At 62.8% G+C, this 20307-nt stretch carries 19 protein-coding genes; 3 read left to right on the top strand and 16 right to left on the bottom strand.

Annotation, left to right across the window (positions count from 1 at the left end; translation table 11 throughout):
- Positions 1 to 82: 82 nt before the first annotated feature.
- The 7 genes from D9M09_RS05290 to D9M09_RS05260 form a co-directional block, all read right to left on the bottom strand.
- Entirely contained in the window at positions 83 to 1252 is a 1170-nt protein-coding gene (locus D9M09_RS05290) for a patatin-like phospholipase family protein (RefSeq protein ID WP_070224601.1), read from the bottom strand.
- Between the two features lie 41 nt (positions 1253 to 1293).
- Entirely contained in the window at positions 1294 to 3069 is a 1776-nt protein-coding gene (gene ggt, locus D9M09_RS05285) for a gamma-glutamyltransferase (RefSeq protein ID WP_121668766.1), read from the bottom strand.
- A gap of 84 nt (positions 3070 to 3153) precedes the next feature.
- Positions 3154 to 3912, bottom strand: a complete 759-nt coding sequence (locus D9M09_RS05280) for a 3-hydroxyacyl-CoA dehydrogenase (RefSeq protein WP_070224603.1) — start codon at positions 3910 to 3912, stop codon at positions 3154 to 3156.
- A gap of 160 nt (positions 3913 to 4072) precedes the next feature.
- Positions 4073 to 4417, bottom strand: coding sequence for a DMT family transporter (locus D9M09_RS05275; RefSeq protein ID WP_071650290.1), 345 nt, complete (start codon positions 4415 to 4417; stop codon positions 4073 to 4075).
- 42 nt (positions 4418 to 4459) lie between these two features.
- Complete coding sequence (locus tag D9M09_RS05270) at positions 4460 to 5902, bottom strand: UbiA family prenyltransferase (protein ID WP_121668765.1); 1443 nt, start codon at positions 5900 to 5902, stop codon at positions 4460 to 4462.
- Positions 5903 to 5906: 4 nt separating this feature from the next.
- On the bottom strand, positions 5907 to 7151 hold the full coding sequence (locus tag D9M09_RS05265; protein WP_139143015.1) for a hypothetical protein: 1245 nt from the start codon (positions 7149 to 7151) through the stop codon (positions 5907 to 5909).
- A gap of 232 nt (positions 7152 to 7383) precedes the next feature.
- Positions 7384 to 7806: a hypothetical protein gene (locus tag D9M09_RS05260; RefSeq protein WP_070224606.1), complete on the bottom strand. Its 423-nt coding sequence runs from the start codon at positions 7804 to 7806 to the stop codon at positions 7384 to 7386.
- Between the two features lie 279 nt (positions 7807 to 8085).
- On the opposite strand from D9M09_RS05260, the gene D9M09_RS05255 reads away from it, so the two are divergent.
- Positions 8086 to 10143: a TonB-dependent receptor domain-containing protein gene (locus D9M09_RS05255; protein WP_121668764.1), complete on the top strand. Its 2058-nt coding sequence runs from the start codon at positions 8086 to 8088 to the stop codon at positions 10141 to 10143.
- On the opposite strand, the gene D9M09_RS05250 is transcribed toward D9M09_RS05255, so the two are convergent.
- The 9 genes from D9M09_RS05250 to D9M09_RS05210 form a co-directional block, all read right to left on the bottom strand.
- Entirely contained in the window at positions 10140 to 10640 is a 501-nt protein-coding gene (locus D9M09_RS05250) for a glycine zipper family protein (RefSeq protein ID WP_205602333.1), read from the bottom strand. The genes D9M09_RS05255 and D9M09_RS05250 overlap by 4 nt on opposite strands.
- Before the next feature lie 13 nt (positions 10641 to 10653).
- Positions 10654 to 11040: a hypothetical protein gene (locus D9M09_RS29555; RefSeq protein WP_070224609.1), complete on the bottom strand. Its 387-nt coding sequence runs from the start codon at positions 11038 to 11040 to the stop codon at positions 10654 to 10656.
- 200 nt (positions 11041 to 11240) lie between these two features.
- Entirely contained in the window at positions 11241 to 13364 is a 2124-nt protein-coding gene (locus D9M09_RS05240) for a sodium-translocating pyrophosphatase (protein ID WP_070224610.1), read from the bottom strand.
- Positions 13365 to 13559: 195 nt separating this feature from the next.
- The gene (gene adk / locus D9M09_RS05235; RefSeq protein WP_070224611.1) at positions 13560 to 14216 is read right to left on the bottom strand and encodes an adenylate kinase; all 657 of its coding nucleotides are present in this window, start codon (positions 14214 to 14216) and stop codon (positions 13560 to 13562) included.
- A gap of 275 nt (positions 14217 to 14491) precedes the next feature.
- Positions 14492 to 15250 carry a 3-deoxy-manno-octulosonate cytidylyltransferase gene (gene kdsB / locus D9M09_RS05230; protein WP_121668762.1) on the bottom strand — a complete coding sequence of 253 codons (759 nt, stop codon included), beginning with the start codon at positions 15248 to 15250 and terminating at the stop codon, positions 14492 to 14494.
- Between the two features lie 2 nt (positions 15251 to 15252).
- Positions 15253 to 15429 (bottom strand): Trm112 family protein, encoded by a 177-nt coding sequence (locus D9M09_RS05225; protein ID WP_010395789.1) that lies wholly within the window; start codon positions 15427 to 15429, stop codon positions 15253 to 15255.
- Positions 15410 to 16465 carry a tetraacyldisaccharide 4'-kinase gene (gene lpxK, locus D9M09_RS05220; protein ID WP_121668761.1) on the bottom strand — a complete coding sequence of 352 codons (1056 nt, stop codon included), beginning with the start codon at positions 16463 to 16465 and terminating at the stop codon, positions 15410 to 15412. Before lpxK ends, D9M09_RS05225 begins: the two co-directional genes overlap by 20 nt.
- Before the next feature lie 74 nt (positions 16466 to 16539).
- Positions 16540 to 16980, bottom strand: coding sequence for an ExbD/TolR family protein (locus D9M09_RS05215; protein ID WP_121668760.1), 441 nt, complete (start codon positions 16978 to 16980; stop codon positions 16540 to 16542).
- A complete protein-coding gene (locus D9M09_RS05210) occupies positions 16977 to 17582 on the bottom strand; it encodes a MotA/TolQ/ExbB proton channel family protein (RefSeq protein WP_058050625.1) in 606 nt (201 codons plus the stop codon). The genes D9M09_RS05215 and D9M09_RS05210 overlap by 4 nt, the downstream gene beginning before the upstream one ends.
- 881 nt (positions 17583 to 18463) lie before the next feature.
- Between D9M09_RS05210 and D9M09_RS29885 the strand changes: the two genes are divergently transcribed.
- Positions 18464 to 18595 carry a hypothetical protein gene (locus tag D9M09_RS29885; protein ID WP_276208716.1) on the top strand — a complete coding sequence of 44 codons (132 nt, stop codon included), beginning with the start codon at positions 18464 to 18466 and terminating at the stop codon, positions 18593 to 18595.
- 316 nt (positions 18596 to 18911) lie between these two features.
- Positions 18912 to 20273, top strand: a complete 1362-nt coding sequence (xseA, locus tag D9M09_RS05205) for an exodeoxyribonuclease VII large subunit (protein WP_121668759.1) — start codon at positions 18912 to 18914, stop codon at positions 20271 to 20273.
- The last annotated feature ends 34 nt before the right edge of the window (positions 20274 to 20307 follow it).

The following is a 20307-nucleotide window of genomic DNA, read 5'->3' as shown; positions in this document are numbered from 1 at the left end:
ACATCGCAAACACGTCGAAATACCAGCACAATCGTCCTGTCAAAAAAAACGCGAAACTCCGGCAACTGTTCCGGGGGCCGTCTCAAGAACCAAAAAACGCCAGTACATCGTCCTTGCGGGCCTGCGTATCGCGCTGTCCAAGACGGATCAGCTCGTTAGTATACGTCGATTCGAACAATAAATACGATGCCAGCGCCGCGCCGCGCGCTTCGGCCGCGCCGATGCCCGACAACATGGTGCGGATGGGACGCGGCAAACTGCCGATATGCCGGCTGGCGATGGCGTCGAGCCGCTCGGACGGCGCAATGACCAGCAATTCCACCGGCCGCAAGGCCGTCTTGCCCAGCAGCTCGGGCGGCAGCATCGACAAGGTCAGGTTGATGCGGTTCAGACGCTCGATGTCGACGGCCAGGCCATCGAGGAAGATCGACGACAGCGCGTGGCCGGCGATCTGCGCCAGGCTCGGGTAGCGCGCCGCTTCGGACGCGGCCGGTGCCGGTTCCGTCATGCGTCCCGCGCCCACCACCAGCACCTTGTTCGCGCCCAGGTGGATGGCCGGCGAGATCGGCGCCAGCTGGCGCATGGAGCCGTCGCCGCAGTATTCGCGCTGGCCGCCCACGTACAGGGGCACGGCGGGAAAGATAAAAGGGATGGCGGCCGAGGCGAGCAAGTGTTCCACGCCGATCTGGTCGGGCAAGGCCAGGCGCTGCGTGCGCACCCAGGGCGCGATATCCCCGGCCGTCTGATAAAACGTCATGTGGCGGCTGCCCGAATACGACGACGCCGTCACGGCCAGCGCATGCAGCAAGCCGTCGGCCAGGGCCGCGTCCAGGCGCGGCAGGTCGAGCATGCGGTGCAGCAGGCTGACCAGCGGGGTATTGTCGAGCAGGGAATTGGGCGGCGACGCATGCCACTGGCGCAGCAGCCAGCCGAACGACAGCAAGGACAACCAGCGCGCGCCCGAGCGGATCACGCCCAGCGAATCGGCCCGATACACTTGCTCGACTTCGATGTGCTGCCACACGTCGAGCAGCTTTTGCACGCCTTCGCCGAAGTTATCGGCGCGGCAAGCCAGCGCCGTGGCGTTGATGGCGCCGGCCGAGGTGCCGCAGATGATGTCGAACGGGTTGCGCGCCGGCGCCCAACCCGCTTCCCACAGAATCGCCGAAATCGCCTGCAGCACGCCCACCTGGTAGGCGGCACGGGCGCCTCCTCCCGTGAGTATCAAGCCTGTTTTATTTTGCATTCCCATGCCGGCAGATTAGCAGGGTCTTGATACTTTGTGGAAAAGTTTCAATCTCCCTTGACCATGCCTTCGCGCCGTGGATCGGCGCCGCCAAACCAGAAATCCTTGCCATGCGCGTTCAGCCGCATGATGCCCTGCAGGCCGGAATTCTGCTCGATGACGCGCACCTCGTGGCCCATCGCCTGCAGCGCCTCGACTTGCACGGCCGGCGCGCGGCCCTTTTCCAGTTCCGTCGGACCGTTGCGGCTGCCGAAGTTCGGCAGGCTGATGGCCTGCTGCACGTTCAAGCCCCAGTCCATGGTGCCGACCAGGACCTTGGCGACATAGTTGATGATGGACGAGCCGCCGGGCGAGCCCGTGGCCAGCACCAGCTTGTGCGTGCCCTTCTCGAACACGAGGGTGGGCGACATGGCGCTGCGCGGACGCTTGCCCGCTTCGACCCGGTTGGCGATCGGGCCATCGGCATCGCGCGAATCGAACGAAAAATCCGTCAGCTGGTTATTCAGCAAGAAGCCGTCGACCATCTGGCGCGCGCCGAACGCGTCTTCCACGCTGGTGGTCATCGACAGGCCGCCCCCAAAAGCGTCGACGGCCACCAGGTGCGAGGTCGACGGACGCTGCAGGGCATTGTCCATGCCCCACGCCACCTGCATGCCGGGCGGCGTGCCGGGCAAGGCTTTACCCATGGATTTCTCGCCGATCAGGGCGGCGCGCTGCGCCAGGTAGGCTTTGTCGAGCATCGAAGCGACGCCATTGCCCGGCAGCGGCACGAAGTCCGTGTCGGCCACGTAGCGGTTGCGGTCCGCGTAGGCCAGGCGCCCCGCTTCCGAAAACAAATGGATCGCCTGCGCATCGGGCACGCCGTCGACGGGCGCGTACGGGCGGATGTCCTTCACTTCCAGGATGCCCAGCATCTGCGCGATGGCGATGCCGCCCGACGATGGCGGCGGCATGCCGCACACGGTCCAGGCCTTGTAATCGCTGCAGACGGGCTCGCGCACCTTGGCCTTGTAGCCGGCGATATCCTGCGCCGTCAGCTTGCCCGGATTGGTCGGATGCGACGCCACCTTGGCGGCGATGTCGCGCGCGATGCGGCCGTTATAAAAAGCGTCGGCGCCGCCGCGGGCGATCTCGCGCAGGGTGCGCGCCAGCTGCGGATTTTTCAGCACGTGGCCGACGGGCCAGGCCTTGCCCTCGCCGTCATAAAAATACGCGGCGGCGACAGGGTCGCGCTTCAGGGCCTGGTCCCAGGTCAACAGGCCGTTGAGGCGCTGGCTGACGGGAAAGCCGCCGTGCGCCAGCTTGATGGCGGGGCCGAACAGGGTCGCCCACGGCAGCTTGCCATGTTCCTTGTGCGCCAGTTCCAGCATGCGCAGCACGCCCGGCGCGCCCACGGAGCGCCCGCCCACCACGCCCGTGGCGCGCGAGACGGGGCTGCCGTCGGCATTCTGGAACAGGTGTTCGTCCGCCGCGGCCGGCGCCGTTTCGCGCCCGTCGAACGCCTGCACGCCCTTGGCCGTCGAATACAGCAGGAAGGCGCCGCCGCCGATGCCCGACGATTGCGGCTCGACCAGGGTGAGCACCAGCTGCGTGGCGATGGCCGCGTCGATGGCGCTGCCGCCCTTTTTCAGCATCTGATAGCCGGCATCGGCGGCCAGCGGATTGGCGGCGGCGACCATGAATTTCTGCGCCGCCCAGCCACTTTTTTCCGCATACGCGGTGGCGATTTCCGGTGCCTTTTGCGGCACTTCGGCAAATACGGGACTGGCGGCCAACGCCCCCAGCAAGGTCAGGCTCAGCGCCAGCGGCTTCAATGCGATCATGGATTCTCCGATAAAAAAAGGGCGCACAGCCAAGCAAGGCTGTACGCCCCATACGGGGGTATCCTACATCAAATCACGCCACGCTTATTTGGGCTGCATGCGGATGGCGCCGTCTAGACGGATGGTTTCGCCATTGAGCATGACGTTTTCCACGATGGCCTTCACCAGTTGCGCGTATTCGCCGGGCTTGCCCAGGCGCGAAGGGAACGGCACCATCTTGCCCAGCGCATCCTGCACTTCGGCCGGCATGCCCAGCAGCATCGGCGTCTCGAAGATGCCGGGCGCCACCGTCATCACGCGGATGCCGTTGCGCGACAGGTCGCGCGCCATCGGCAGGGTCAGTCCCACCACGGCCGCCTTCGACGAGGCGTAGGCCGCCTGGCCGATCTGGCCATCGTAGGCCGCCACGGAAGCCGTGTTGATGATGATGCCGCGCTCGCCTTCCGCCGTCGCGTCCTGTTTCGCCATGGCGTCGGCCGCCAGGCGGCACATATTGAAGGTGCCCACCAGGTTGATGTTGACGACTTTCTGGAACAGGGCCAGCGGATGCGGGCCATCCTTGCCCACGGTTTTCACGGCCGGCGCCACGCCGGCGCAGTTGACCAGGCCGCGCAAAGTACCGAGCTTGGTGGCCGCAGCCACCACGGCCAGGCCGTCCTCTTCCGACGTCACGTCGCATTGCACGAACACGCCGTTCAGTTCAGCGGCCAGCGCCTGGCCCGCCTCCGTCTGCACATCGGCCAGCACGACCTTGCCGCCTGCTGCCGTCAGCATGCGCGCCGTGGCCGCGCCCAAACCCGATGCGCCGCCCGTGATGATGAATACATTGTCCTGAATCTGCATGAAAACTCCTGAGTGATAAGGGCCGTGTTCCCGGCGCCTGATGGTTGCATGGTGCCATAGTTACGTTTACGTAAACGTAATGTCGGCGACAATTGTAGCCATTTTTTGCGCAACACAGCCAAAAGTTATGGATAAACGGAGCAGGCCGGCGTTGGAGCGCTCAGCGGGACAGGACGAAAGCACCCGCCGTGATCAGCAGAATGCCGATCACTTTCGGCATGGTGAGCGCTTCCTGCAGCACGCAGCAGCCGATCAGGGTCACCAGCGCCATCGTGATGGCCGTCATGACGGGATAGGCCAGGCTGATTTGCAGCTTTTCCAGCGCCACCGCATAGCAGATGAAACCGAGGGCATAGGCTCCCCCTGCGCCGCCCAGCCACAGCAGGCGGACGATATTCAGGCCGCTGCCATACTGGCTGGACATTTTGATCAGCAAGGTGGCCGCCGCGCTGGCCACTGAGGCCAGCGCGCACCATAGGAAGCCTGCAGAAGCGGAAGTCATCATCGGTAGCAGTTCGGGTACGGTTTCGGGAGAGGGTGCGACATTCTACAGGCTGGCGCCGACCGCCAGCGCCATGCAGGCGGCGATGACCACGAGGCTGACGGGATCTTTACTCACATACAACACGGGATCCTCGTTGACCTCGCCCCTGAAGGCCAGCGTCCACAATCGTCCCAGCCAGAACACCAGCAGGGGCACGATACCCAGCAACAGGTAAGGGCGCGCATACAGCACCAGGATATTTTGGGAATTAAAGTACAGCATGAACACCAGCAGCGAAATGAATCCGCTGTTCACGCCCATGATGCCGATCGGCGCCTTATCGGCCGTCGTATAGCTGCGGCCGCGCGTCTTTTCCTTGCCTTGGCGCTCCAGATTGAATAACTCGCTATAGCGCTTGAGCAGCGCCAGGCTAAGGAAAATAAAGAAGGAAAAGGCCAGCAGCCAGAACGACGGTTCGATATGCGTCGCCGCGCTGCCCCCCAGTATGCGCAAGGTATACAGGATGGCGAGGGTGACGATATCGACCATCAGCAAGCGCTTCAGGTAAATCGAGTACGCGAGGGTGGTGGCGAAGTAAATCGCCACGGCCAGCAACAGCAGCGGATCGAACAGTGCGCAAATGGCCAGCGCCAGGATGGCCAGCAGCGGACTGGCCAGAAGGGCAACGGGCAGCGGCAGGCTGCCGGCGGCTATGGGCCGGCGGCACTTGCTGGGGTGGCGTCGGTCATCGGGCGCATCGAGCGCATCATTGAGCAGATAGGCGCTAGAGGCGCACAGCGAAAAAGCCACAAACGCCACCAGCGCCTGCAGGAAAGTCGGCAGATTCAGCGCATGGCCGGCCAGCATCGGCACAAAGACCAGCAGATTCTTCAGCCACTGGCGGGGCCGCATTGCCTTGAGCAGGGGCGCGCCCCACCCAGTGCGCGGCGTGCCCGCTGGCTGCGTGGCGCCGCCACCCGCCAGCCGGAACGGCGTGCGCGTGACGGAAAGCGCCACGTTGCTGGCATTCCATACCGCGACGTCAACACTGGCATTGCCTATGTAATCAAACCCCCTGGCACCAAACAGTTCGCTCAGTTGATGCGCCTTGTTGTGCGAAGTGAGATTGATCCCACCCTCGGTGGCCAGCACGCGGTCAAACAGGCCCAGGTGGACGGCGATGGCATCGGCGAAACGGCGCTGCGAACCTGTCGCCAGAATGATCTGGCGCCCTTCGCTGCGCTGGCGCGCAAGGTCGGCCAGCAAAATCTGATCATACGGCAAGGCTTGTGGATCGATCTCCACCATGTCCGCCATTTTTTCCTTGAAGCCAGCCTTGCCGGAAAATAGCCAGAACGGCAAGCGCCAGAGCTGCAGGAACCGCACTTTGATAAAGATGAGAATCGCTTCCCACAGCAAGTCCGAATGGATCAGCGTACCGTCGAGATCAACCACCAGCGGTACACTCTTCTGTTCACCCTGCGCGTACAACATCGGTTCGGCCATGATATTACCTTCCCGTGCCGGATGCCGGCATGCGTAACAGCAACCAGGCGCTGTCCCGATCCAGCGTGGGCATGGCTGGCGCACCGACACGCGCACTCAGTGCGCACAACATGAATGCCACGGCAACGGGGATGAACGCGTCAAACTGGCGCCCTTCATTGAACTGTCCCACCATAAAGGTCATGGTCAGCAAACACGGCAGGATAATCAGGCAGCGCCGCAGCGGCGCCGACGCATAGCGCCAGCCGCAGGCGGCCACGAGATACCACAGCAATAAAGGGCCAACGTTCTGTACCAGCGTACGCGGATGGTGCAGGAAGAGATTGATATTGTTGTCAATCTTGCCGCCCTCCCATGCCTGATGAGCTGGCAACACATAAAACATCAGTACGCGCACCAGGCCGTACAGCAGCAGTTGCAGCAAGATCCATCCCGCCAGCGAGCGCAGCTTCATCTGTCCAAGCAAGACAAAGCCGCTCGTCACGATCAGGAAAAGCGTTATCTCGTGATTGAACGTTCCCGCCACCAGCATCGCCACATAGGGCAGCATTTCACGGCGCAGCAGGTGGTAAAGGCAAAAGGAATAGACAAAAATAATACCGATATCGTAAAACGTGTAATAGGTGACCGTGGGCGCCCACATGCACAACACCAGAAACTGCGCCACGAAGGCCAGGTCTCGTCGGATGAAGAGAGCCGCAAAACGCCGGACCGACCACAGCATCAGCACAATGGCCAGTACCTGGGACCAGAGAAAACACTCGATAGCGCCCAGGCGGGGGAACAGGTACTGCAGGACCTGTGCCGGGAAAATGAACATGACGCGGTGCTGGAACGGCGGCGTACCTTTGAATGCCATAATGTCATCGATCATGTACCAGCTTTCCTGCGTGCCGAAACGCAGGAGCATTCCGGCAAACACTGCGGTGTAAATGGCGAACAACAGGTAGTCGAGCCCATCGTCGCTCTTTGCTGCGGGCCGATGCAAACGATACAGGAACACTGCGGCAGTGACGGTGAATGCCAGCCAAAGCAACAGGTAAAAGCTTACCAAGGCATCCATTTTCTGAATATAGAATGCCAGCGGGTGGCGGTCAGCGTGTCCCAGTACCTTATTGAGGACCGACCATGAGCGCCCGTCATAGGCCGCTTCCAGCAGTGCGTTTCCTGCCAAAAAATACCAGGAAAATACAGCCAGGGCACAGATGGAAAACGTGACGAACAAGAGACGAAGATGGGCTGGTTTCATTGTGGATTGCTAACAATACGATGACAACAATAAATTATTAAATATTTATTGTTATTGTTTCATGATGTATACAAAAAAGCAATAATTAAATCCCGGCCACTCATCCTTGATATTTGTTTTTTATCAATGTTTAGAAAATGGAGCCGTGGCAGCATGCATGGCGCCCGGCGGCAACGCACAGGGCCTGCCTATTGCTTCCGGCATGGCAGCGCGATGCGCTGGCACCGACTCCTTAGAAACACTGCATGAAAGCGCCGTTGCGGTGGCAGATGCGCCCGTTGGCATCGAGCGTGGCATTGCCCGCGCCGTTGTAGCGCGCGCCGGCAGCGTCGCGGCAACCGCCCGTGTCGCATGCGCCGATGGGCTGCGGCGCGCGCGGCATGGGCACGGCCGGGCTGGGCGGCAGCGGCGCCATGGGCACGACCGGTGGCGCTGGCTGGGCCGGCATGCGGCCGATCACCTGCGCCACGGAACGGCGCGGCTGCACGGGCGGCGCCGGGCGGCACGGTTCCACCGCGAGCTTGCCGCTGTCGCGCGGGTCGAGCTGGCACACGGGCAGTTGATCGGACGCAGCAGGTTCCTGCGCCCAGGCATCGCCGCCAGCGAGCAGCAGGGCGCCGGCCAGCGCCAGCATGGTTTTTGTCATCGTCTTCATGCCCCCTCCCCAAGCATTGATCATACCGCTTTCATTATTGGCACACACGGCGCCAGATGCCAGCGCGAGTAACACGCACACGCTGGCAGCCGCCATGTCCACGCTGCAACGGTGTTTTATTTCCTTTCAGCACTTTCCTTCTTGCCAGGATGGCATTACAATAAGAACGATTCTTATTCTCATTCGCGGAATAGGAGCGCAGTTTATTGCATTTTCAATCATTCATACCCGAGCCACCCGGAAGGCAGCCAGGAAAAAACAACATCCGGAAAGTTCACCATGACCAAGCGCAGTCCCACCTTCATTCATCCTGTTACGCCCCCCCGCCCCATCCATTGCGCCACTCTGCTTCTGCCCTGCCTGCTCTCCTTGGCCGTCAGCAGCGCCTGGGCCGAAGGCAATGTGGCCGCCGATCCCACCATGAACACGGTGGTCGTCACGGCATCGGGCACGGCCATCGACATCAAGGATGCGCCGGCCAGCATCAGCGTCATCACGCGCGAGGAAATCGAACGCCAGCCCGTGTATGACTTGAATACCTTGCTGCGCCGCATCCCCGGCGTGACGGGCGGCACCAGCCCCGTGGGCGAAGAGTCGAAGATCAAGCTGCGCGGCCTGCCAGACAAATACACCTTGATCCTCGTCGACGGCAAGCGCGTCGGCAGCTCGGCCGACACGGCCTACCGTCCCGACCTGGGCCGCCAAGACTTGAACTGGATCTCGCCCGACATGATCGAGCGCATCGAAGTGGTGCGCGGCCCCATGTCGTCGCTGTACGGCTCGGACGCCATGGGCGGCGTGATCAACATCATCACGCGCAAGGTGCCGGGCAAGTGGAACGGTTCGGCCACGGCCAACTACACGCAGCCGCAGGACAGCGGCCGCGGCACGGCGCACCAGCTGGGCGTGAACCTGGCCGGCCCCTTGTCGGACACGGTGGGCATGCGCCTGGGCGTGGGCCAGACGCGCCAGAATCCCGATGAAAAAGCGATCGGCAAATCGGGCGGCATCGGCGGCGAACGCAACCAGACTGTCTCGGGCCAGCTGAACTGGGCGCTGGACAAGAAGCAGAACCTGTCGCTGGACGCCAGCTACGGCAAGCAGCAATCGACGGATTCGACCACGCTCGACGCGGACGGCTACCCGCTGTTCGGCGCCTGGGGCGCGAGCAAACTGATACGCAAGAGCGCCAGCATCGGCTATGAAGGCCGCTGGGACTTCGGCAAGGCCGTGGTCAACCTGTACCACAACGATTTCGACAACGAAGTCGTCGGCACGGTGGCCAAATCCAAGGACAGCACGCTGGATGCCAGCCTGGAAAAACGGGTCGGCTGGGGCGGCATCGAGCAAATGCTGGTGATGGGCGGCCAGTGGAAGCACCAGGAATTGACGAATACGGACACCATCGGCACCGTGCCCACCGATTACCTGGGCAACCCCGTGAGCGGCGCCACCCTGTCCGGCACCACCTCGGCCCTGTTTGCGGAAGATCAGCTGTTCCTGCGCGACAACCTGACGGCCACGGCCGGCCTGCGCCTCGATCACCACAGCAAGTTCGGCAATCACTACAGCCCGCGCCTCTACCTCGTGTACCACCCGGCCCCCGCCTGGACCATCAAGGGCGGCATCTCGCAAGGCTTCCGCGCCCCCAGCCTGAAGGAAAACTCGCCGGCGGCGGCCACGCAGTCGGGCGGACGCGGTTGCGGCAGCCTCAAACCGCTCGGCTACATCACGGGCGGCTGCTACATGGCCGGCAATGCGGACTTGAAGCCGGAAACGAGCACGGCCGGCGAGATCGGCGTGGCGTGGGAACAGAATGGCTGGGACGTGGGCCTGACGTACTTCCACACGGATTTCAAGAACAAGATCGACTACGCGCCGCTGGGTTTTTACCAGAAGCAGTGGTGGACCAAAATGACGAATATCCAGAAAGCGCGCACCAGCGGCCTGGAAGCGACGGCGAATATCCCGCTGACGAAAAACCTGAACTGGCGTAACAACGTGACCTACATGGCCGAGGCGAAAAACCTGACCACGGGCGCCAACCTGCTGTCGACGCCGAAGCTGTCGTGGTATTCGGCGCTGGGCTGGCAAGTCAACGACCAGCTGTTCGGCGAAGTGTCGGCCCAGTACACGGGCAAGGAACTCGACGCGGGCAAGCTGGCCGACAAGGCCTACACCATCGTCGACACCGTCGTGTCGTACAAGGTCACGCCCCAGTGGACCGTGCGCGGCGGCGTGCAAAACCTGTTCAAGAAGGGACCGATGGCCGATGGCCTGGTTGACTACTACGTGCCGGGACGCCGCATGTTCGTCGGCCTGACCTCACGGTTCTAATAACGGGGCGGCGGCGTATCGGGCGGCGGCGTGGCGGCATTCGCCGGCACGCTGCTCAGCATCTGCCCGGCGACGGGCACCTTGTGGCCGCTCGCATACATGCATTGCTGGTAGGCGTAGTCATAGCGGCGCTGCATGCCATACGCGGAACTGTCCGCCGCGCCCGTGCCTGCCAGCGCGCCGAACAGCAAACCCGTGCCCGCGCCCACGCCGGCGCCATGGCCGCCATCGATAGCGGCGCCGGCCGCCGCACCGAGCACCGTACCCAGCGCCGCGCTGCGCACGCCGCTGTCGACGCTGGCCTGCTGCGCCGAACTGCCGCCCAACTGGCCTTGCGCATAGCCGCGGCACTGCAGATCGTCGCTGCGGAATTGTTCGAAACTCTTGCCCGTGCCGGGCAAGACCATGGCCGACGGCCCTTCCGGCATCACCGTGCAGGCAGCCAGCAGCAGCGGTGCCAGCAGGCCGGCACGCCCCATTAACGCTCTCGTATTCATGTCGCCCTCCCCGTCAGCGCACGCTGGTCGGCAGCACGGCACGCCATGCCGTACTACAATTTTTCACGTAGGGATAATAGCCCTGCGGCCGCGCGCAGTAATACCACATCTGCGCCGTCGGCTCGCCGCCCTGCTCGATGTACACGGGTGCCGGCTGCACCACCACCGTGCGCCCATACGGATAGGGATAGCCATACCACGGGTCGCCATACCACCCCGGCCCATAGCCATACCACAAGGGCGCTCCCACCCAGACGCCCACGTGCGAATGGCCATGAAAGTGGCCGTGATGGCCGTGGAAACCGCCGTGCCGGCCCGGCTCCGCCTGGGCCAACCCGGCAACACCGCCCAATATCAGCAGCGCCAGCAGCGCGCCGCCCTTTCTGTTGATGCTGTCCATGACTTCCTCCCGCCTTCCCTGCCAGACTGTGAAGCTCACCTTTTCACTCCATTATTGGCAAGGGGCCGGCACAAGCAAAGGCGCCGTAACAATTGCTCACTTTTGATACGCCGAGGATATGGAGTGCAGGAAAGTTTCACCTGCAGAAAATGCAAACAGCCCCGCGGCGCGGGCCACGGGGCTGCATGGAGTGGCGCGGTCTATTGCGCCGGCAAGCTTTGCACGGGTGTCGCCGGCGCCAGGATGGGCGGCACGGGCGCGTGGACAGGTGCCGGCGCCTTGACGGCCAGCCAGCCCGTGGCCGGCAGCAGCGGCACCAGCAGCAGGGCCACGATATTGATGATCTTGATCAAGGGGTTCACTGCCGGTCCCGCCGTATCCTTGTACGGGTCGCCCACCGTGTCGCCCGTGACGGCCGCCTTGTGCGCGTCGGAACCCTTGCCGCCGAAATGGCCATCCTCGATGTATTTCTTGGCGTTGTCCCAGGCGCCGCCGCCCGTGGTCATGGAGATGGCCACGAACAGGCCCGTCACAATCGTTCCCATCAAGAGGCCGCCCAGCGCCGCCGGCCCCAGCAGCATGCCCACGACGATGGGCACCACGACGGGCAGCAAGGAGGGCACGATCATTTCGCGGATGGCCGACGCCGTCAGCATGTCGACGGCCTTGTCGTATTCGGGCCGCGCCGTGCCTTCCATGATGCCCTTGATGTCGCGGAACTGGCGGCGCACCTCGACCACCACGGCACCAGCCGCGCGGCCCACGGCTTCCATCGCCATGGCACCGAACAGGTACGGGATCAGGCCGCCGATGAACAGGCCGACGATCACCATCGGATTCGACAAATCGAAGGTGATGTGCTGGCCCACGGATTCGAGCGCATGCGTGTAGTCGGCGAACAGCACCAGCGCGGCCAGACCCGCCGAGCCGATGGCGTAGCCCTTGGTGACGGCCTTGGTGGTATTGCCGACGGCATCGAGCGGGTCGGTGATGGCGCGCACGGAGTCGGGCAAGCCCGACATTTCCGCGATGCCGCCCGCGTTATCGGTGATGGGGCCATACGCGTCGAGCGCGACGATGATGCCCGCCATCGACAGCATCGAGGTGGCCGCGATGGCGATGCCGTACAGGCCGGCCAGCTGGTACGACACGAGGATGGCGACGCAGACGGCCAGCACCGGGTAGGCGGTGGACTTCATCGACACGCCCAGGCCGGCGATGATATTCGTGCCGTGGCCCGTCGTCGACGCTTCGGCGATGTGGCGCACGGGCTTGAAGTCCGTGCCCGTGTAGTACTCGGTGATGTACACCATCAGGCCCGTGAGGACGATGCCGACGACGGTGGCGCCCAGCATCTTGTAGCGCATGGCGTCGTCGGGCCACAGCAGCCACGTGACCACGGCAAAGCCCACCAGCGACAGGCCCGCCGCCCACCACAGGCCCGTGTACAGGGCCGACATGATCTTCTTCCCGGGTGCCGTCTTGACCATCGAGCAGCCGACGATGGAGGCGAGGATGGAAACGGCGCCCAGCAGCAGCGGATAGAGGATGGCCGTGCTGCTGGCCTCGGCCATCAGCAGCGCGCCCAGCAGCATGGTGGCGATCAGGGTCACGACATAGGTTTCGAACAGGTCGGCCGCCATGCCGGCGCAGTCGCCCACGTTGTCGCCCACGTTGTCGGCGATGACGGCCGGGTTGCGCGGATCGTCCTCGGGAATGCCGGCCTCCACCTTGCCCACTAGGTCCGCGCCCACGTCGGCGCCCTTGGTGAAGATGCCGCCGCCCAGCCGCGCGAAGATGGAAATGAGCGAGGCGCCAAAGGCCAGGCCGATCAGGGGCTTGATCAGGTCATGCTGGGTCAGGCCTGGCGCGCCCGTCGTCACCAGCAGCCAGTAGAACAGGGTCACGCCCAGCAAGCCCAGACCGACGACCAGCATGCCGGTGATCGCCCCGCCCTTGAAGGCCACGTTCAGCGCCTGGTTGATGCCCAGGGTGGCCGCCTGCGCCGTGCGCACATTGGCCCGCACCGAAACATTCATGCCGATGAAGCCGCAGGCGCCCGACAGCACGGCGCCGATCAGAAAACCCAGCGCCGTGTGCAGGCCAAGCAGCACATAGATGGCGATCAGCAGCGCCACGCCGACGATGGCGATGGTGCGGTACTGGCGCGCCAGATAGGCGGCCGCGCCCTGCTGGATGGCCAGCGCGATTTCCTGCATGCGCGCGTTGCCGGGATCCTGGCGCAGGATCCAGCTGCGCGACACCAAACCATAGATGACTGCGACCACGCCGCAGGCTACCGCAAACCACAAACTGGCTGCCATATCGTCCCCTTCTGTTTTTATCCGACGTCATTGCCGACAGCTGCAGACCGCACCGGGTAGGCACGCGCAGCCAGGAAAACACGACCTGCAAAAAACTTCAACTACGAAAACGTAAGACATACAGCCATGCTTGCAGTCTGCCTGAAAAGCGGGCACAAAAAAAGCGGACACTGAGGTCCGCTTTTCAAAAACTGCTTATTCCGCCAGGGCGGCAAAGGCGCTGTCGCGGATTTGCTCGACCGGACCGACGCCGGCGATGCGGCGGTATTTTGGCGCGCCCGGCAGGCCGGATTTGGCCCAGTCGTTGTAGTAACCGAGCAAGACCTTGGTCTGGTTGTGGTACACGTCCAGGCGCTTCTTGACCGTTTCCGCCTTGTCGTCGTCGCGCTGGATCAGCGGCTCGCCCGTGATGTCGTCGACGCCGTCGACCTTGGGCGGATTGAATTTGACGTGGTAGACGCGGCCCGAACCCGGGTGGCTGCGGCGGCCGTCCATGCGCTCGATGATCGACTCATCCGGCACGTCGATTTCCAGCACGTAGTCGACATTGATGCCGGCATCCTTCATGGCGTCCGCTTGCGCGATGGTGCGCGGGAAGCCGTCGAACAGATAGCCATTGGCGCAATCGGCTTCCTGCAGGCGGTTCTTGACGAGACCGATCATGATGTCGTCCGACACGAGGCCGCCCGCATCCATGACTTTTTTCGCTGCCAGGCCCAGTTCGGTGCCTTCCTTGATCGCCGCGCGCAGCATGTCGCCCGTGGAGATTTGTGGAATATTGTATTTTTCTTTGATGAAGTTAGCTTGGGTGCCCTTGCCGGCACCGGGTGCTCCTAAAAGTATCAGACGCATTGAAAAGTTCCTAAAAAACAGATTTTGGATGGTGGTATGTGTAATTATTTTTAGATGATGTTGCTATGGCTATCTTTCCCTACGAAACTTACCACAAAAAATCCCCGGAACGCCAGTTTGCTGTCGAATTGCTATGCCCTGATTGATCAAAGCCAGCAATTAGCGAAGCAGGTGTTTCAAAATGTGGTTTTTTGTGGCAGGCCCCGCATAAAGTTTTTCTCGCGCACGCACGGCGCCTGAAAAACGTTCAGGGCAAGGCAGCCATGGACGTTTTCTCAGGTGGCGTGGCGGTAGTGCGCCTGCACGCGTTCCAGATCTTCCGGCGTGTCCACGCCGGCGGCCGGGGCCGAGTCCGTGACGTGCACGGCGATGGCATAGCCGTGCCACAGCACGCGCAACTGCTCCAGCGCCTCGATCGCTTCCAGCGGCGAGGCGGAGAGCGTGGGATACGTTTGCAAAAATGCATTGCTGTACGCATACAGGCCGATATGGCGCAAGGGCACGTAGCCGGCCGGCAAGCTGTCTTTCGATTGCGCGAAGCCGTCGCGGTGCCAGGGGATGGTGGCGCGCGAAAAATACAAGGCGCGGTTTGCCTTGTCCAGCACCACCTTGACGACATTCGGATTGAAGGCCTCAAGCACGTCATGCAGCGGATGGGCGCACGTGGCCATGGGGACTGCGGCGCTGATCTGTGCCGCGCAGGCGGCCAGCAGGGCCGGATCGATCAGCGGTTCATCGCCCTGCAGGTTGACGACGACGGCGTCCGGCGGCAAAGACAGCGTGCGCGCCACTTCGGCGATGCGGTCCGTGCCCGACGGATGGTCGGCAAGCGTCATGCACACTTCCACGCCGTGCGCGGCGCAGGCGTCGCGGATCGATGCATGGTCGGTGGCGACGATGACGCGCGCGGCGCCGGACAGGACTGCCTGCTCGGCCACGCGCACCACCATGGGCTTGCCGCCCAGGTCGGCCAGCGGCTTGCCCGGCAGGCGGGTCGAAGCCAGGCGGGCCGGGATGATGACGATGAACGCCATCGTTATTCCACTGCGTCTTGCAGGGTGCGCGCTTCGTCCGCCCACATGATGGGGATGCCATCGCGGATAGGATAGGCGAGGCGGTCGGCGCGGCAAATCAGTTCCTGCGCCTTCTTATCGTGTTCAAGCGGACCCTTGCAAACAGGGCAGACCAGGATATCAAGCAGTCGAGCGTCCACGACATTTCTCCACAATTTGTTGGGCCAGCGCGCTATCGATGCGCGCACTGACGGGGACGACCCACAGTCTCGGGTCATCTTTGAGATATTCAATTTGCGCACATTTTACTGCATCCTTCTCGGTGATCAAGATCACATCCGTGTCGAGTGCCGCAAATGGCTGGTCGAGAAAGTCGTGATGATCAGGCAGGGGCAGCTCGGCAAAACGCAATCCGGCCCCGCGCAGCATGGCAAAGAAACGCCGGGGGTTGCCGATGCCGGCCGCCGCCACAATGCGCTGGCCGCCGGCCGCCAGGGTTTCAAGCGGCATGCGTTCGCTGCGGTCCGTCAAGCGCTCAGCCACGCCGCCATCGAGCCGCATCTGCACCACCAGCCCGCCCTTGGGCGCGACCTGGTCCACCAGCGCCGGCGCCAGCTCGGGCGCATTGATCACCGTCACGTCACGCCGGCGGCGCGGCGATTCGCGCAAGGGGCCGGCCGGCAGCAGCCAGCCATTGCCCGCGCCGCGGCCGTCGAACAGCACGATTTCCACGTCGCGCCGCAAGGCGTAATGCTGCAAGCCGTCATCCGTGACGAGCACGTCGACGTCCGGGTGCGCGGCCAGCAGCGCCCTGCCCGCTTGCGCGCGGTCGCGCCCCACCATCACGGGGCAGCCGCCGCGCTGGAAGATCAGCAGCGGCTCGTCGCCCACCTGCTGCGGCGTGGAAGCAGCCGTGACGGCGCGCGGCGAACGGTCGGCGCTGCCATGGCCGCGCGAAATGACGCCCGGGCGCATGCCCGCGTCGCGCAAGGCTTGCACCAGCCAGATCGTCAGCGGCGTCTTGCCCGTGCCGCCGATAAAGATATTGCCGACGACGACGACGGGCACGGGCAGGCGCGCGGATTTGATGATGTTGGCGCGATACAGGCCGCGCCGCACGGCGCTCAGGGCGCCGAACAGCAGCGAGACGGGCCACAGCGCGCACGCCAGCGGCCCGCGCGTCAGCCAGGCGCGGGTCAATGTGGTTTCAAGCTTGGCGGGGGAGGATGTGGGCATGCGGTGAGGAGTAAAGGGCTGGGGTCTGACCCGGCGGGTCAGACCCCAATTATGTTGCCGGTAACGGTGGGAATTTACTTGCCGCCCGCCTGCGCCGCAAACGTCAGCTTTTCATAGCCGGCCAGGCGCGCCGCTTCCATCACGTGGATGACCATCTGGTGCATGGCGAACTGGTCGGCGTTGACGACGACCACGGGCGTCTGCGCGGGCGCCTTGCCGCCGTTGGCCGCCTTGGCCGCGTTCTGCAGGGCGTCGGCCAGGCCGGCCACGTCGCGGAACGATATGGGTTCGCGGTTGACCGTGTAATTGCCCTTGGCATCGATGGTGACGTCAATCTGCTGCGGCTTCTCCTTCGCTTGCTCGGCGTCGGCCGTCGGCAAGGTGATCTGCAGCTCCGTAAACTTGCTGTAGGTGGTGCTGACCATGAGGAAGATCAGGATCACCAGCAGCACGTCGATGAACGGGATCAGGTTGATTTCGGGGTCTTCACGCCCCTTGCCTTTGCGGAAGTTCATTTGCGGCCACTGTGGACGATGTCGACGAACTTGACGGCTTGCTGCTCCATGTCAATGACGAAGCTGTCGACGAGGGCGCGGAAATGGCGGTAGAAGACGAGGGTCGGCATGGCGATGGCCAGGCCGAAGCCCGTGTTATACAGGGCCACCGAGATACCGTGGGCCAGCTGGGCAGGATTCGAGCCGCTGGCGTTTTGCGAGCCGAAGATCTCGATCATGCCCACCACCGTGCCGAACAGCCCCATCAGCGGGGCCAGGGTGGCGATGGTGCCCAGTGTCGTCAGGAAACGTTCCAGCGTGTGGGCCACGCCGCTCCCGGCCTCCTCGATCGATTCCTTCATCACTTCACGCGGCGCGTCGACGTTGCGCAAGGCGGCGGCCAGCACCACGCCCAGCGGCGAATTGCCTTCCAGCTTGGCCACCGTGTCCGGCGTGATCTTGCCGCTGCGATATACCTGCACCACTTCATCGAACAGCTTGCGGGGCAGGATCTTGGCGCGTCGCAAATACAGCAGGCGCTCGATGATCAGGGCCAGGGCGACGATGGAAGCGATCAACAACAGCCAGATGGGCCAGCCAGCGGCTTGAAATATAGCGAGCAAAAGAAACTCCTGGTAAAGGGAAGGCGGTGAACCGCCCGGACAGCCTGTATTGTACCGAGCGCCGAAGACCGATGGCACGTGCGCGCAGGAATGGCGCAATGTAGCGCGTTGCCGCGCCGGCGGCAAGTGGCGCCTGCATGGTACTTGTCCACACGGCGCGGCTGGCGCGCGTCGCCGGTGCTCAGTTTTGCACATTTTGTGTGGATAAGATTGTGAGCAAGCATGAAGTCCAACATGCAAGTCCTTGATTTACATGGGAATTATCGTACTGCGCAAAATACAGGCATAGCAGCTTATCGGCAGTAGTCAATGTCAATAAATTAATACGTGCAGAGTTCTGCACATTTACTGTGGACAAGATTGTGCGCAAAGCCGTGGAATTCAATTAAGTCATTGATTTAAAAAGAAATTAACCCAATGCGTAAAAAAGTGGCAGACGACGCTCAATCAGCGCCAAATGGGCCGTCAAAGTTCTGCACACAATCTGTGGACAAGATTGTGCGCAAGCGCAAAGATACGCGCTAAGTACATTGATTTATATCGTTTTTATTGCCGTGCATAAAAATGTAGCAAGGGCTGGAAAGCACGGTTTTCAGCGTCACATTTCACTGCAAAAAGGCAGTTTCCCACGGCGAAAGCAGTTTCACACATAAAGTGTGGATAAGATTGTGAGCAAGCCGATTGACTCCATGCAAGAGCATTGATTTTAAAGGAGTTTTTTTCGATGCTGAAAAATAAGGCAGCGCAAGCACCTGCTCGCGCCGTGGAAAACTCCCGGAAAAAGCGAAACGGTTTATGCGGTTTTGCACATATTCTGTGGATAAGATTGTGAGCAAGGCGCACGGTCGAACGCTAGACCCTTGATCTATATGGCTATTTTTATGCTGCGTAAAATTCAGGCAAGCCATGCCATGGGCATTCCGGTGGATAAATCCGCTGCCGCGCGGGAGTTCTGCACATTTTTTGTGGATAAGATTGTGCGCAAGGCCATGCATGGCATACTAAGCGTTTGATTCCTATGCACTTTATTTCCGTGCGCAAAAATGTAGCAAGGCACTTTTACCGCTCAATCAGGGCCAGCCTGGCCATGTTTGTCCAAGGCAAAAAGTTCCGCACACTTTCTGTGGATAACTTTGTGCGTAAGTGGCAGGGGCTGCACTGATGTGCTTGATATTAAAGGATTTTTTCCCTGTGCACGCAAATCAGGCATACGGGAATTCATCATGAAATCAATTACTTAGAAATAGAACTTGTTGTTTTGCACGATATATGACATAAGCATGACCTCGCCGATAATATGTGGACAGTTCCCTTCCCGCTCCCAGCTTTATGATGACAGACACCCCGACTGACAGCGGCTTTGCCGCCCCGCCCGTGCTGACCGTCAGCGCCCTGAACCAGGCCGTCGCGCGCCTGCTCGAGCGCTCGTTCCCGCTGACCTGGATCGCCGGCGAGATTTCCAACTTCACGCGCGCCGCTTCCGGCCACTGGTATTTCACCTTGAAGGACGATGGCGCCCAGGTGCGCGCCGTGATGTTCCGCGGCCGCGCCCAGTACGCGGGCTTCACGCCGCGCGAAGGCGACAAGGTCGAAGTGCGCGCCCTCGTCACCCTGTACGGCGCGCGCGGCGACTACCAGATCAACGTGGAAGCCATCCGCCGCGCCGGCGTGGGCGCCCTGTACGAAGCGTTCCAGCGTCTGAAGGAAAAGCTGGCCGCGCAGGGCCTGTTCGACCAGGAACGCAAGCGCGCCATTCCCATGTTCGCGCGCAGCATCGGCATCGTCACCAGCCCGCAGGCGGCCGCCCTGCGCGACGTGCTGATCGCCTTGCAGCGCCGCGCGCCGCACGTGTCCATCATCCTGTATCCCACGCCCGTGCAGGGCCAGCAGGCGCCGGAAAAAATCGCCCAAGCGATCCGCACGGCATCGATAAGGGCCGAGTGCGACGTGCTGCTGGTGTGCCGTGGTGGCGGCAGCATCGAGGATTTATGGTCGTTCAACGATGAAGCCGTGGCGCATGCGATCGCCGACTGTTCCATGCCCGTGATCAGCGGCGTGGGCCACGAGACCGATTTCACCATCGCCGACTTCGCGGCCGACCTGCGCGCGGCCACGCCGACGGCGGCGGCCGAACTGGCGGCCACGCCGCGCGCGGACTGGATGGCTTCCCTGCGCGCCGATGCGGCCGACCTGCGCCGCGCCATGCGCCGCCGCCTCGACGACGCGGCGCAGACGCTGGACCGCCACAGCCGCCGCCTGCTCAACCCGAAGGCGCAGCTGCAGCAGCAGCGCTTGCAGCTGCTGGCCCTGTCCACGGCCATGACGCATGCGGCGCGCGCGCCCGTGAACCAGTCGCAGTACGCACTGGAACGCCTGCGCAACCGCTGGGCCGCCTTGCGGCCCGACGTCACGTCATCGCGCGCGCGCCTGCTGGAAGCGCAGCGGCGCGGCGGCGCGGCCATGGCGCAGCTGCTCAGCCAGCGGCGCCACCGCCTCGACGGCCTGGCGGCGCAGCTGGAGCTGTTGAATCCGCAGCGCACCCTGGAACGCGGCTACGCGATCCTGCGCGACGAAAAAGGTGCCATCGTGCGCTCGCCGGCGCAGCTGCAGGCGCGCCAGAACGTCAACGTGCGCCTGGCCGAAGGCAGCGCGCAGATCGGCATCGCCAGCGTGCAGGCAACGCTGGAATAAGCGCTGGAATAAAAAAGGCCGGGGAAGCTCCCCG

The sequence above is a fragment of the Janthinobacterium agaricidamnosum genome, assembly GCF_003667705.1.
Taxonomy (GTDB): Bacteria; Pseudomonadota; Gammaproteobacteria; order Burkholderiales; family Burkholderiaceae_D; genus Janthinobacterium.
This window is presented reverse-complemented; position numbering and strand designations above follow the sequence as displayed.

Coding starts and splice junctions, on each gene's coding strand:
- D9M09_RS05270 (WP_121668765.1), bottom strand. CDS start 5,902: ATGGCCGAACCGATGTTGTACGCGCAGGGTGAACAGAAGAGTGTACCG.
- D9M09_RS05275 (WP_071650290.1), bottom strand. CDS start 4,417: ATGATGACTTCCGCTTCTGCAGGCTTCCTATGGTGCGCGCTGGCCTCA.
- D9M09_RS05215 (WP_121668760.1), bottom strand. CDS start 16,980: ATGAACTTCCGCAAAGGCAAGGGGCGTGAAGACCCCGAAATCAACCTG.
- lpxK (WP_121668761.1), bottom strand. CDS start 16,465: ATGCCCACATCCTCCCCCGCCAAGCTTGAAACCACATTGACCCGCGCC.
- ggt (WP_121668766.1), bottom strand. CDS start 3,069: ATGATCGCATTGAAGCCGCTGGCGCTGAGCCTGACCTTGCTGGGGGCG.
- D9M09_RS29555 (WP_070224609.1), bottom strand. CDS start 11,040: ATGGACAGCATCAACAGAAAGGGCGGCGCGCTGCTGGCGCTGCTGATA.
- D9M09_RS05265 (WP_139143015.1), bottom strand. CDS start 7,151: ATGAAACCAGCCCATCTTCGTCTCTTGTTCGTCACGTTTTCCATCTGT.
- D9M09_RS05280 (WP_070224603.1), bottom strand. CDS start 3,912: ATGCAGATTCAGGACAATGTATTCATCATCACGGGCGGCGCATCGGGT.
- kdsB (WP_121668762.1), bottom strand. CDS start 15,250: ATGGCGTTCATCGTCATCATCCCGGCCCGCCTGGCTTCGACCCGCCTG.
- D9M09_RS05290 (WP_070224601.1), bottom strand. CDS start 1,252: ATGGGAATGCAAAATAAAACAGGCTTGATACTCACGGGAGGAGGCGCC.
- adk (WP_070224611.1), bottom strand. CDS start 14,216: ATGCGTCTGATACTTTTAGGAGCACCCGGTGCCGGCAAGGGCACCCAA.
- xseA (WP_121668759.1), top strand. CDS start 18,912: ATGATGACAGACACCCCGACTGACAGCGGCTTTGCCGCCCCGCCCGTG.
- D9M09_RS05260 (WP_070224606.1), bottom strand. CDS start 7,806: ATGAAGACGATGACAAAAACCATGCTGGCGCTGGCCGGCGCCCTGCTG.
- D9M09_RS05255 (WP_121668764.1), top strand. CDS start 8,086: ATGACCAAGCGCAGTCCCACCTTCATTCATCCTGTTACGCCCCCCCGC.
- D9M09_RS05250 (WP_205602333.1), bottom strand. CDS start 10,640: ATGAATACGAGAGCGTTAATGGGGCGTGCCGGCCTGCTGGCACCGCTG.
- D9M09_RS05240 (WP_070224610.1), bottom strand. CDS start 13,364: ATGGCAGCCAGTTTGTGGTTTGCGGTAGCCTGCGGCGTGGTCGCAGTC.
- D9M09_RS29885 (WP_276208716.1), top strand. CDS start 18,464: ATGCTGCGTAAAATTCAGGCAAGCCATGCCATGGGCATTCCGGTGGAT.